We start from the raw sequence: 12751 nt of genomic DNA, 5'->3' as shown, positions 1-12751 counted from the left end.
TTTCACCGGGTTTATAAAATTATCGTGTCGCTTCTTTCTGGGCTTGTGGAGATGAAACCCACCTTCGCGCCGCTTAGCTCCTCTATTTTGCGGATATAATTTTGCGCGTTTTGCGGCAGATCCTCAAATTTTGAAATTCCTTTGACGCTGTCCCAGCCCGGCATCTGCTCATAAACCGGCTCGGCAGCTTCCAAATCGATCGGGAAATAATCGATCTCCTCGCCTTTGTAGCGATACGCGCGGCAAATTTTAATGCTCTCAAAGCCGTCTAAGATGTCAAGCTTCATCAGCGCGAGCTTGTCGATGCCGCTAAGGCGCACGGCGTATTTCGTAGCCACTCCGTCGAACCAACCGCAGCGGCGCGCGCGCCCCGTCGTGGTGCCGTACTCTTTGCCGATCTCGCGCATCGCCTCGCCCTGCGGGCCTTTATCCTCGGTAGGAAACGCGCCGTTGCCCACTCGGGTGGTGTAGGCTTTTAAAATTCCCATCACCGTGCCGATATCTTTCGGCGCGAGCCCAAGCCCGCTGCAAGCCCCGCCCGCGATGGTAGTCGAGCTCGTGACGTAAGGATAGGTGCCGTGATCGATATCAAGCAGGCTTCCTTGCGCCCCCTCTACGAGCACGCGCTTGTCGTAATCAAGCGCCTTCCACAGCATGTGCGTGGTATCTGCGATGTATGGCTCAAGCGCGCTTTTATAGCGCTTTAGCTCGTCATAAATTTCAATCTTGCTAGGAATTTTAACCCCCGCTTTTTCAAAAACACTCTCATGCGAAGCAAAATCGCGCGATAGCGCCTCGGCAAGCCTTTCGGGCTCCAAAAGCTCCGCTACGCGGTGTCCCGTGCGCGCGATCTTATCGGCATACGCAGGCCCTATGCCCTTGCCGGTGGTGCCGATCGCAAGCTCGCCCTTGCTCTTTTCGCGCGCCTGATCGATCAGCGAGTGGTACTGTAAATTTAAAAATGCTTTCTCGCTTATGAAAAATCTGCCCTTTAAATTTTCAAACTGCGCCATCTCGGTAATCAGCACATCGGGGTTGATGACGACGCCGTTTCCGATGATGTTGATGATATTTTTATGAAGCACGCCGCTAGGCACCAGATGCAGCGCAAATTTCTCGCCGTTTATAACGATGGTGTGGCCTGCGTTGTGCCCGCCGCTGCTGCGACATACGAAATCGTAATTCGCGCTTATCATATCTACGATCTTGCCCTTGCCCTCATCGCCCCACTGGGCGCCGATGACTACGTCAACTTTGCTCATTTTTCATCCTTTTGCATAATTTTTTCTATCAAAGCATCCACTAGCAGCGCAAAGCCGCTGGATTTTAGCCCGTCTATTTCGTAATTTCCGCCGTTGCAATACACCGCGCCCGCGTCTAAAAATCTAAAAAATAGCGCGTCGTAGTAGCGCATTTTAGAGTAATACAGCAGCGAAACGCGGATATGCTCGTAATCTACGCCTAAATTTAAAATTTCATCCAAACACGGCTTTAGCTCTTCAGGCGCCTGCGCACGCAGAGCCTGCACATCCTTTAGCGACACGGCGCGAGCCGTAGCGTCCAGCCAGGGCAAATTTTGCTCAAGCAGCGTCTCAATCTTACCCTTTTCAAAAATTTCAAGCGGCAGGTTTAAAATTTCGCAAATTTTTTTCGGAATTTCGATATTGCTTAGCTGAAGCGCGGGCATAAGATCAAATTCTTTAAAAAATTCCTGCGCGATTTTGATCGCAAGAGGCAAATTTTTCTCACCGATCAGCTCCGCGCCGATCTGATAAAACTCGTCACTTGGGTATTTGAAGGTCGGCTGCACATAAAATAGCCGCCTTAGCTTATCGTCTTTCAGCCGTTTGCGCACGATGCGCACGACGTCCACGGTGCTGTCTGCGCGAAGCGCAAGCTCGTGGTTCGTGGGATCGGAGAGCTTAAGAAGCTTTTGCGGCGCGACGCTTAGGTGCTGATGATATGAAAAATATGGCGTTAAAATTTCGCTAAAGCCGTTTTGCACGAGGATTTCGCTCGCTTTATTTTCCAGCTCGCGTTTGAGCTGCGCGCTCTTTCCGAAATACAGCCTCGAGCCGTTTGGTATCTCGTGATCGAAATCGGCGCTAACGCTATCTATCATGCTGCCTCCAAATCGCTTATGAACTGATTCAGCCGCGCCCTAAAGTCCGAGATGAAGCTTGTTAAAACGCGATAATCAAGCGAAAGAATATCTAAAATTTGCTTACGTATTTCTGTAGTTGGCGCAAATTTTTCGCTGCCCGCGCTTTGAGTTTTATTTAAAATTTCGCCGAATTTTGCTCTAAAGCCTTCAAACTCTCCGGGGCTCAGATCGCCTGCATCGGCGCGCGAAACGAAGCTTAAAGCAAGCTCTTTATAATCAAGCGCGTTTAAAAAGCCGATAAACTCATCTTTGTCGATGGCTGCGAGCTTGGGCGTATCTTTAAAGCGCGCGATAAAAGCGTCTATCTCTCTGCGATCAAGCGCTTTTGCGATAAAATTTCCCTGCAGATAGTTAAATTTCAAATTGTTTAAGAGCCGCAGCGACAGCGCGTTTTCGACGCCTTGAGCGCCAACTGCGAATCCAAACTCCCGCTTTAGCTTGCCTGTGATCTCCACCATCGTTCGGATAGCATTTTTTTTCTTGCCTATGTCAAGGCAGAGCTCGCGGTCGATTTTAACGATATCGAAAGGCTGGGCATTCAAGAATGAGATATTATTTTTATTTGCACTATTAAGGGCAAATTTAATCCCAAGATCTGCATAACGCCCACGCGCAGGGGCGAATTCCTTAAAATTTTGCTCGCTAAAATCGGTTATCTCAAACATCAACTCGCCTTTTGCATTAGCTCTGTCTCGCAAGCTGTGAGCTACAAAATCGTAAAATTCGTCGTTTGTAAGCACGGCTAAGCTTACGTTTATCGAGCAGTTTGCACCCGTTTGAGCATTAAATTCCATCATCTTTGAAAACGCAAATTTTGAGATCGGCAACTCAAATCGAGGCTCGCTTAATATCTGCGCAAAATCCTGCGGGGCAAGAATTCCGCGCTTTCCGCGATCCCAGCGTAAAAGCAGCTCATATCCATAAATCTGCGCTCCGCTAATGATCGGCTGATAGAGCACGAAAAACTCCCCCTCTTCGATCGCTGCAGCAATCCCTTCCTCGCTAGATTCATCTGCTTCGGCGCGCTCAAAGATGCAGTAGCGGTTTTTACCACTCGTTTTAGCACGATACATCGCCCTATCGGCGCGCGATAAAAGTCCTGGAAAATCGATCTTTTCGCTGCCGTCGTAAAACGCTGCGCCAACGCTGATGCTTGCACTAATTTCGTTGCCTTTGAGGTTAAATTTCATCTTTGAAATTCCAAGCAGACGATCTAATAGCACATGCGCGGCATCCTTGCTTTGCAGATCGCCGATGATAGCGCCAAACTCATCGCCGCCGAGGCGCGCTAAGATATCGCCCTTGCGCAGCAGCCCGCTCATCGCCTTTGAGATCGCTTGCAAAAACATATCGCCGACCTCATGCCCGTAGGTGTCGTTGATCGCCTTAAAGCCGTCAAAATCGATGAAAAGCACCGCCATAAGCTTGGAATTTTCGCCCGAGTTTGCGGTAAATCTCTGCGCAGCCTTCATAAAATACACTCTATTTGGAAGCCCGGTAAGCGCGTCGTGATGGGCGATCTTGGCTAGCTCGCTCTCCTTTTGCTTAATCTGCGAAATTTCGGTAAACATCAAGATATAGTTTGAAACGAGCGAGAAATCATCTTTGATCGCAATCGCCGTAAATAGCGCAGGAAAGGTGCCGCCGTCCTTTTTAAGCCCGTAAATTTCATCTTTATAGGAGGTCTGTTTGCCAACGAGATTTTTTCTAATCCTCTCCATCACGTCTGCCCCGCCCTCGGTAGGAGCGAAGAAATTTGGAATTTTGCCGATGGTTTGGCTTTCGCTATAGCCGGTGATTTCATAAAAAGCGTTATTAGCGCGCAGCACGCGACCGTTCTCGTCTGTAATTAAGATCGCCTCTAGCGAGCGCGAAAATACGTTAGCGTTTAAATTTAACTCCAGCTCCGTCTGCTTTCGCGAGCTGATATCTTCGAGCGTAGTTTTTACAAGGCGAGAGCGAGAGCCCTGCTTTTCGGTGACGTAGCCTTGCATACTAATCCAAGTATAGGCATTAGCGGCATTTCGCAGACGGAATTCGCAGCTAAAATCGCTCCTAAGCCCGGCGGTGCATTCGCGGATCATTTTATTAAAATTCTCTAAATCCGCGAAGTAAATTTCATAACTAAACTCCCCAAAGCTCATCGCAGTATTTAGCCTTTTGCCGCGATATTTTAAAATTTTAAAGTAATTTTTATCAAACGACAGCGTCTGCGCGTCAAGATCGATTAAGCAAGTGCAAAAATTCCTAGTCTCGATTACGGTGCGGTAAAAGTCCAAATCCTCCTGCAAGCCGCGGATCGCCTTAACATCGTCATCAATATTTTGAAAATAAAACGCAGCCCTGGCGGCGGACTTTTTGACATAGATGCTCACTTCGTAGCTATAGCGGATATTGTCGTTGTGGCGAATTTTATAGCTTTGAGAAAAGCTTAGCTCTTCTGAAGGCATATCGGCTAAGCGGTTTAAAATTTCATTTTTAGCCTCATTCGCGTCCTTTTCATCCAGCAAATCCCATAGCCTTATCTCGCCGCTTAAAAACTGCGCCGCTTCGTAGCCCCAAAGCTCTTTTATATTTTTACTAGCATCTACGATCTTGCCCGAAGTGTAGTCAAACACGAGCGTAACGATAGGCGCGTGATTTAAATACTCATATTTTTGCTTAGTTTCATCGTAAAATCTGCGATATTTTGACGCATCCAGTACCACAAAAAGGGTTGAAATTTTACTTCCGTCGCGAATATAAGATTTTTTAACATAAAGGTCTTTGACGCCATTTTTGGTCTCTTGGCGGGTTACGACATAGTTTTCTTTGACGTAGTTTGCGCGCTGGGTTTGATAGGCGTGATCGTAAAACGAGCCTGCTTGCAGCGCGAAGATATTCCGCCCCACGACGTCATCGCCGTAAAGCTCGCGTGCGCCGTTGCTAGCGCTTTCGATCGTGCCTGCGACGTTATCGATGCTAAGCACTGAAAGGGAGCTGTATTTTAGCGCATCTTTAAAGCTGAGGCTAAAATCGCCGTGGCGCAAATTAGACTTCAAAACCTCATCTATGGATTTAGAAATTTCTAAGACGGAGCTTAGCGGATTTAGCGCTTCTATATCGCGAATTTTGGAGTGATAATCCCCTTGGCGCAGAGCGTTTTGAACTGCCGCTAGCGGGATAAAAACGCGCTTTTTTAAAAACGTAAAATTTGAAATTAGAAGGATTAAATAAGCTAAAATAGCCGCTGCTAGCGCTACGACGATAAAATCGTCCGCGCCTAAAAAATAGCCGGCTCGTTCGCGAGCCATTACGAAATTATCTCCAAATTTTGCAAGATATGCAAAGCTTAGCCCAGATTCGTCTTCAAAGCTTACCACTTCGCCTAGGCGCGAAAAATCAAAATCCTGCCCTAATATATCGGTTACGCTGCCAGGAGCGTTAAAAAATTTACCTTCGGCGTTAAAGACCAAAATATCTCCCAGCGAAGAGAGCCTGGCAATCGGCCTAGCGGTGTTGGCAAAACCTAGCAGATATGAATCAGCGTTTACGCGCTTGATTAAAAAATACCGCCACGCCCCATCCATCATCATATAGCGCGATACCCATTCATCCTTTTTTAGCTCGCTTGCGATATCCGCAAGCCGTATCTCGCCAAGATCCGAAATACGCGCATCCGATGAAAAATGCGCCAAGCTCTCCTGCTCCGCACCGCGGGCGCGTAGATAAAAAATAGCGTCAAATCTATGAGAAGATTTTACGACATTACGGATCAAATCCGCATAAAGCTTGCTTTGCATAGCTTCGTGCCTTGCGTCTAAAGAAAGGATAGTTTCTTTTAAAATTTCAAGCTCGCTAAAAAGCGACTCGTCGGTATTTTTAAGTAAAGTAATCGCCGTGCGCGTCCGCAAATCAAGCTGCGTAGCGATCCTAGTGCGCAAAAAGCTAATCTCGCAAACTACTACAAGCGTAAGCAGCGCAGCGCCTAGAATCAAGGCGGCGTTAAATCTTTCGGTAACGAAGTCTTTTTTGTTTTTCATGCCAAATTCCAAATTTTGCGGGATTTTAGCAAATTTCGTTTTAAAGCCGATTTAAGCTTGTATTTTCGCGCCCTTTGCGCCCAAAAAATGCATAATCAAAAGCACGGCGAAGCTAAAGAGCAGCATCAGCGCCGAATATGCGTGAGCCTGCGCAAAATCGAGCGTTTCGGTTGCTTCGTAGATTGCGATGGAGGCAACCTTAGTCTGCTCGCTCACGCTGCCGCCGATCATCAGCACGACGCCAAACTCGCCCATCGTATGCGCAAAGCAGATCACCAAGGCGCTAAGCAGGGAGTGGCGTATCGCGGGCAACGCGACTCGAAAAAGCTTGGAAAAATAGCCCTTGCCGAGCGAGTCGCACGCCCAAAAAAGCGAGCGCGGAAGCGAGCGAAAGCCCGAAACCAGCGGCGAAAACATAAACGGCAGCGAGTAGATACAGCTCGCGATCACGAGCCCGCTGAAATTAAATACGAGCCGAAGCCCGAAGTGTTTGTCAAAAAACTCCCCTAGCACCGAATACGGCGATAGAAAAACGAGCAGGTAAAAGCCTAGCACCGAAGGCGGAAGCACGAGCGGAAGCGAGATGATCGATTCGATCACGCTTTTGCCTCGGAAATTTTTTCTCGCCATAAAAAACGCGAGCGGCACGCAGATGATAAACAACGCAAATGTCGTTAAGCTCGCAAGTTTTAATGAGACGAGAAACGGCGTGTAATCGAGCCCCTTTAGAACTTCAAACATTTATCCTCCGAGCCGAGCCGCTGGGCCCAAACTATAAAATCTTAAAAGCCTAGCCCTACTTTAAAATTTAGAGGCAAAGCTAGATAGAATTTACGCAAACCTCATAGTCATAAGGCTTTGCAAAATGAAATTTTAAAAATTTCTGCGCAGACCTAGCTGCGCAAGAGCTTTAGCGAAATGAAATTTTAAAAATTTCGCGCAAGCTAAAGCGAGCGGAATTTATAAAAGTGCTTGGCTAATAAATTCCTTCAAGCGCGCAAATCCTGCTGAGCTTTTAAGCTCTACCCAAGCCGGCAAATTTTTAAGGTCACGAATTTTGCTGAGCTAAATTTCAAAAAGCTTAGCTTAGCTTTAAAACTTGAGCGGGCAGGATTTATCTGAGCGTAAATTTCACGAAAAATATGGCTAAACTACGCCCTCCGAACAACTTGGCGGAATTAGATTGAGCCCGACAAAACAAAATTTTAAAATTTCGCATAAACCTAAAAAACCGGGTTAATAAAACCTTGCCACAGCTTGCAAATTAAGCGAGTTTAGCACGCAAGCTTTGAGCCGTTAAAGCTTTTAAAATTTCAAAGCCACAAAATCCAGGCAAAATTCCAAATCTAAAAATTTAAGTTTTTGCGAAGCTTTACATTAAATTTTTACCAAGATCGCATGATAGAATTCGCGCAACTCCTGCCAAAAAAGTAAGCTAAAAGCCGCCAAATTTAAAAATAAACCCACCACGCCAATTAATAAATTCAAAGAAGGAATTTAACGGCGCCTGTCTGCGTAAAATCTAAAATTTAAAGCTTAATTTTCGCACGCTATCTAGTCTCGCATTGTAATTTTGCTCTAGCCTGCGTTTAAATTTTGTGTTTCATAAAACTCTAAGCGCGATGCGAATGAAATTTTAAAATCTCGCCGTATTTTGCGGGCAAATCTAGCTAAAATTTTGCAAAATTCCTCGTCTAAATTCCGCGCAAAATTCCATAAGAGTCTGCATTTAAATCTCTAATCTAGTTGAAATTTCTCACTTATGCGCGCCCAAGCTTGCCTGCAAGTTTAAATTTTACGCAGAGTGATATTAAAGGCTTTGGCGCCCGCTTTGACCTCGTCGCCTACTTGCAAGCCCTCGGCTTCTGCATTGCTTAGCACCACTTCGCATAGCTGGCTGCCGATCGCTACGACGGCTACTTTGACCCCGTCGCGTGCTTGCAAATCGACAATCTTGCCCGCGAAAGAAAACTTCTGTGAGCCGCTAGTTTTAAGAAAAATTTCCTCCGGCGTACCGGTGCGGACGATCCTGCCGTCCTTCATCTCATAAACTCGCTTGCAAAGCCTATAGATCTCGCTTACGTCGTGGCTTACCAAAATCACGGTCTGATGAAACTGCTCGTGGATTTTTAGCAGATACTCTTGGATTTTTTCGCGCATCGTAAAATCAAGCGCCGAAAGCGGCTCGTCAAGTAGCAAAATTTCAGGCTCTTGCATCAGTGCGCGAGCAAGTGCTACGCGCTGCTTCTGTCCGCCGCTAAGACCCTCGACGCCGGATTTCGCAAACTCGCTAAGCTCTAAAATTTCAAGCAGCATTGCGGCTTTTTGCGGATCGTTTCTGGCAAAAAGTAGATTGCCCGTCACGCTCATATTCTCAAAAAGTGCGTAGTCTTGAAATAAAAAGCCGATCCTGCGCTTGCCCGCACTTAAGAATTCATTGCCTTCTTGCAGCACACGATCGCCGTCTTTTATGCTACCACTATCTGCGCGCAAAAATCCAGCCAAAATGCGCAGCAGTGTAGTCTTACCGCTGCCGCTGCGCCCATATAGGCACACAAACGAGCCTTTGTTAATCTCTAAGCGAGCATCAATCGAGAAATCATCACTGATTTTTTTCTTACAATCAATCGTTATCATATTTTTCTATATATATCGCAGTGGCGCTAATGTATGCGAAAACCTCGTCGCCCTCGCGTAAAGCAAGCTCCTGCGCAGAATGCGCGCTAATGAGCATATCAAAGCTTATCTTGCCTTCAAACCTGAGCGTGCATAGAATTTCACCTAAGCTTAGGCTCATAATCTTGCCGTGAATTTCATTTTCGCTAGATACACCACTTAGGGCTTCGCGAGATAAAAGCACATCAGTACTTTTAAAGCCCACGTAAACTTCGCTACCCACCTTAAGCTCGCTACTTAGCTGCAGAAATACGCCACGTAGCTTGATACCGCCCGCGATAAATCCTACAGAATGGATGCCGTCTTTTTGTAAAATTTCGTTGATTCTCGCTCTAATCATTAAAACTCGTATCCGTATTTAGCAAAGATCGCCCTGCCCTTATCGCTTAGGATAAAATCATAAAACGCCTTGACTTCGGCGTTGTCTTTAGCGCGGTTTAGCACGACCATGCCTTGGGCTATCGGCTCGTAGAGCTTGGTATCGACTAAGACGAAATTTTCGCCCTCTTTGCAAGGCTTATCGTTGCAGCCGTCCTTTGCCATCTTAGGCGCATACATTGCGCTTGCCGCGATAAAGCCAACGTCGGAAGCTTTAAGCGCTTGCGAAAGAGCCTCGCCGATCGATTTTGCTTCTACGATTTTACCTTTAATCTCATCGTAAACTCCCGCTTTTTGAAAGGCCTGTACGCTTGCGGTGCCGTAAGGAGCGGTCTTTGGATTTGCTATCGAAATCGTTTTAACGCTAGGGTCTTTTAAAGCTTCAAGCCCCTTGCTAAGATCTACGCCGCGCACGCTAAACATCGCCACTTTGCCTTTGGCGTAAGTTTTGGCAGGCGCCGTCGCAAAGCCCTCTTTATGCAGATCGTCTGCAAATTTCATATCCGCCGCCATAAAAATATCAAACGGCGCGCCGTTTTTGATCTGCGTGCTAAGCGCACCGCTGGCGCCCAAGCTCACGTTTAGCGTAGTTTGCGGATGTAGCTTGGCAAATTCCGCTTTGATCTCGTCAAACGCATACGTCGTGTTCGCAGCGGCTGCGATACTGACCTCACTCGCGTTAAGCGCGCCTGTGGTTAAAATTCCTAAAAGCACTGCTTTCAACTTCATTTTATGCCTTTCATTTCGGCTCTCGCCGAGAATTGAATTGTATCTAAAATTTTAAATTTACGCCTTAAATTTTAAAATTTTGTGCGCCCAATTTCACCCTATTACGCGCCAATAATGATCTCGCTAGGCTCGATGATCGCCGTTACTTCATCTCCTACTCCTAGAGCCATCGCGGTGGCAGATTCTCGCGTGATGATCGCGGTGATATTTTGGTGCGAGCTTGTGCCTAGACAGATCTCTGCGTTTACCGCGCCGATTTTGACCTCGTTAATCGTGCCCTTGATTTGATTCGTCGTGCTAAGTTTTAGCTTCTCCGAGGCTCCTTTAGCGATGATGACGCTTGGAGCTTTGAATAAAAACAGCACATCCTTGCCCGCCTTTAGCCCTAAATTTTTTTCGCTCTCTACGGTTACCGTCGCGCATAAAATTTCGCCACCTGCGAGTTTAGCCGTGATTTGAGAATTTACAGCGCCTGTTTGAACATCCGTAATCTCAACACTTAGCTGATTGCGCGCAGAAAGCTTCATACCGATCTTCTCTAAGCTTAAAAGGCTCTCTTCTGTAATCTCGTCAAGCTTTAAAATTTCACTCAAAAATGTCTCACCCGCGTGGCTGATAGCATCATAAGCGCGAATCAGCTTGTGAGCGTAAGGGGTAAGCTCGGAGCCGCTATTTTTCTTTGTGCCTTGAGTGCGGACGATGAGGGGTTTTTTGCTCGCGTTGTTGATTAAATTTAGCGCGTCCCAGCCGTTTTTATACGACACTCCTACGATCTCTGCGGCCTTTGTAATACTTTTAGTCTCATCTACGGCCTTAAGCAGCTTAATGTGCTTGGCTAAAAGCGATGCTTTGTTGCCAAGCAGGAATTCCAAAGCAAATTTTGCGTCCATTTTCATCCTTTCTTATTTACTTTCACGTGATTTTATAATATATCCTCTGATATATTTCTTAAAAAGCTGCAGGCTTTATTCTGCGATATAAAGAGGGAAATTCTATATGAAATTTTACCTTTATTGACAAAATTTCTTTAAACTTGTAAAATCGCCACTTTGATTTATAAGGAAGGTTTGCAATTTGAAATTTATAAAAATTCTATTCCTAGCCGCAGCCTTAGCGCTTTGCGGTTGCTCACAGAAGCAAGACGCGGCGCCTAGCAGCGATACGGATGGTTTTGACGAGGAGTTTGCCAAGCGCGAGGTTTTCGATCCGCTTAGCGGCTATAACCGCGTTATGACGAGCTTCAACGACGTATTTTACTCATATATACTAACCCCCGTAGCCAGCGGTTACGACTATGTAATGCCCGATCCGATCCAGGGCGCGTTTTCAAATTTTTTCTATAATATTTTATATCCGATGAGGCTCGTAAACAACCTGCTGCAGGGTAAATTTGAAAATTCTTGGGACGAGACGAAACGGTTTTTGATCAATTCGACCGTTGGCTTCGGCGGGCTTAACGATATGGCGGGCAAATACTACGGGATTCCGCGCCACGACGAGGATTTCGGGCAGACACTAGGATACTGGGGCGTGCCGGCAGGCCCTCACATCGTCTGGCCGATTTTGGGACAGAGCAATCTCCGCGATACAGCGGGGCTTGTCGGAGATTATTTTTCAAACCCGATAAATTATATTAAAGATGGCACCGTTCGAAACTCCGTCAACGGATTTAGAATATTTAATGACTACTCGCGCGATCCGGAATTTTATGAAAAAATGACCAAAGATGCGGTGGATCTGTATCCATTTTTACGCGATGCTTACGAGCAAAATCGCGAGAAACTAATAAAGGAATAACAATGAAGAAATTAAATATAATCATCATAGCTCTTGCAGCCCTGTCACTGACAGGCTGTAAGAGTCTATATGGCAATTACGAACGCCCTAATGTGAAGACGAGCGGTATTGTGCGCGACCCTGTTGATGACAAGGCTACGCTTGAGGGGGCTAACGACTTCGGTAATCTGCCATGGCGCAGTGTCTTCACTGACCCACATTTGCAGACCCTCATTGAGAAAGCACTTAATAATAATCCTGACTTGCTCAATGCTGCTTTGAATGTTGATATTGCTGAGCAGCAGGTTAAAGCGGCTAAGTTGTCTTTTTTACCATCAGTAGTCTTTGCACCGACAGGAACTATTTCTCATTTCGGTACACATACATCATCAACTCAGTCTTATACTCTTCCTGTTGCAGCAAGTTGGGAGGTAGACCTCTTTGGTAAGTTGCGTTCTTCAAAGAAGGCTGCTCAGATGACGATGATGCAGGCACAAGATTATAAGGTTTATGCACAGACAACGCTTATAAGTAGTGTCGCTAATCTTTATTATACCCTCTTAATGCTCGACCGTCAAAGGCAGATTGTCGATGACATGTTAGGTCTGACCAAGAATACTTGGGATGTGATGAAACTTCAGATGGAGTTTGGTCGTGCTCGTTCAACGAGTGTACAGAGTGCTGAGGCTGCTTTTTACAGTGTTCAGACACAGGCTGCAGATATCCGTCGTCAGATTCGTGAGACAGAGAATACACTTAGTTTGCTTCTTGGTGAACCAGCTCAGACGATTGCACGTGGCAGTCTTGAGAACCAAAGTTTGCCAGCTAATTTTGCTGGTGGTGTTGGTGTAGAGTTATTGAGCAACCGTGCTGATGTTCATGCTAATGAGATGGCTTTGGCACAGTGTTTTTATAATATTCAAACAGCTCGCAGCCGTTTCTATCCAGCGATGACGATTTCACCTACAAGTGCATGGACTAATAGCGGTGGCATGGTGAACCCAGG

The 12751-nt window shown here is 46.3% G+C and carries 10 protein-coding genes; 2 read left to right on the top strand and 8 right to left on the bottom strand.

Annotated elements, in window-relative coordinates; translation table 11 throughout:
* Window positions 1-11: 11 nt before the first annotated feature.
* The 8 genes from Q0537_RS02015 to Q0537_RS01980 form a co-directional block, all read right to left on the bottom strand.
* Complete coding sequence (locus Q0537_RS02015) at window positions 12-1262, bottom strand: adenylosuccinate synthase (protein WP_299224688.1); 1251 nt, start codon at window positions 1260-1262, stop codon at window positions 12-14.
* Window positions 1259-2122, bottom strand: a complete 864-nt coding sequence (locus tag Q0537_RS02010; RefSeq protein ID WP_299224686.1) for an ATP phosphoribosyltransferase regulatory subunit — start codon at window positions 2120-2122, stop codon at window positions 1259-1261. Before Q0537_RS02010 ends, Q0537_RS02015 begins: the two co-directional genes overlap by 4 nt.
* Window positions 2119-6186, bottom strand: a complete 4068-nt coding sequence (locus Q0537_RS02005) for a diguanylate cyclase (protein ID WP_299224684.1) — start codon at window positions 6184-6186, stop codon at window positions 2119-2121. The genes Q0537_RS02010 and Q0537_RS02005 overlap by 4 nt, the downstream gene beginning before the upstream one ends.
* Window positions 6187-6237: 51 nt before the next feature.
* Complete coding sequence (gene modB, locus Q0537_RS02000) at window positions 6238-6927, bottom strand: molybdate ABC transporter permease subunit (RefSeq protein ID WP_299224682.1); 690 nt, start codon at window positions 6925-6927, stop codon at window positions 6238-6240.
* Between the two features lie 1047 nt (window positions 6928-7974).
* Window positions 7975-8823, bottom strand: a complete 849-nt coding sequence (locus Q0537_RS01995) for an ATP-binding cassette domain-containing protein (RefSeq protein ID WP_299224680.1) — start codon at window positions 8821-8823, stop codon at window positions 7975-7977.
* Window positions 8810-9202 carry a hypothetical protein gene (locus Q0537_RS01990; RefSeq protein WP_299224677.1) on the bottom strand — a complete coding sequence of 131 codons (393 nt, stop codon included), beginning with the start codon at window positions 9200-9202 and terminating at the stop codon, window positions 8810-8812. Before Q0537_RS01990 ends, Q0537_RS01995 begins: the two co-directional genes overlap by 14 nt.
* Complete coding sequence (gene modA / locus Q0537_RS01985; protein ID WP_299224675.1) at window positions 9202-9969, bottom strand: molybdate ABC transporter substrate-binding protein; 768 nt, start codon at window positions 9967-9969, stop codon at window positions 9202-9204. The genes Q0537_RS01990 and modA overlap by 1 nt, the downstream gene beginning before the upstream one ends.
* 101 nt (window positions 9970-10070) lie before the next feature.
* Window positions 10071-10859 carry a TOBE domain-containing protein gene (locus Q0537_RS01980; RefSeq protein ID WP_299224673.1) on the bottom strand — a complete coding sequence of 263 codons (789 nt, stop codon included), beginning with the start codon at window positions 10857-10859 and terminating at the stop codon, window positions 10071-10073.
* Between the two features lie 184 nt (window positions 10860-11043).
* On the opposite strand from Q0537_RS01980, the gene Q0537_RS01975 reads away from it, so the two are divergent.
* Window positions 11044-11766 carry a VacJ family lipoprotein gene (locus Q0537_RS01975; protein WP_299224671.1) on the top strand — a complete coding sequence of 241 codons (723 nt, stop codon included), beginning with the start codon at window positions 11044-11046 and terminating at the stop codon, window positions 11764-11766.
* Between the two features lie 2 nt (window positions 11767-11768).
* Window positions 11769-12751: TolC family protein (locus Q0537_RS01970; protein ID WP_299224669.1), on the top strand; the 983-nt coding region annotated here is incomplete at its 3' end.

The organism is uncultured Campylobacter sp. (assembly GCF_938017775.1).
GTDB lineage: Bacteria > Campylobacterota > Campylobacteria > Campylobacterales > Campylobacteraceae > Campylobacter_B.
The sequence above is the reverse complement of the archived record's forward strand: the minus strand, read 5'-3'. Positions and strand labels throughout refer to the sequence as shown.

Coding starts and splice junctions, on each gene's coding strand:
- Q0537_RS01990 (WP_299224677.1), bottom strand. CDS start 9,202: ATGATTAGAGCGAGAATCAACGAAATTTTACAAAAAGACGGCATCCAT.
- Q0537_RS01980 (WP_299224673.1), bottom strand. CDS start 10,859: ATGGACGCAAAATTTGCTTTGGAATTCCTGCTTGGCAACAAAGCATCG.
- Q0537_RS01995 (WP_299224680.1), bottom strand. CDS start 8,823: ATGATAACGATTGATTGTAAGAAAAAAATCAGTGATGATTTCTCGATT.
- modB (WP_299224682.1), bottom strand. CDS start 6,927: ATGTTTGAAGTTCTAAAGGGGCTCGATTACACGCCGTTTCTCGTCTCA.
- Q0537_RS02010 (WP_299224686.1), bottom strand. CDS start 2,122: ATGATAGATAGCGTTAGCGCCGATTTCGATCACGAGATACCAAACGGC.
- Q0537_RS02005 (WP_299224684.1), bottom strand. CDS start 6,186: ATGAAAAACAAAAAAGACTTCGTTACCGAAAGATTTAACGCCGCCTTG.
- modA (WP_299224675.1), bottom strand. CDS start 9,969: ATGAAGTTGAAAGCAGTGCTTTTAGGAATTTTAACCACAGGCGCGCTT.
- Q0537_RS02015 (WP_299224688.1), bottom strand. CDS start 1,262: ATGAGCAAAGTTGACGTAGTCATCGGCGCCCAGTGGGGCGATGAGGGC.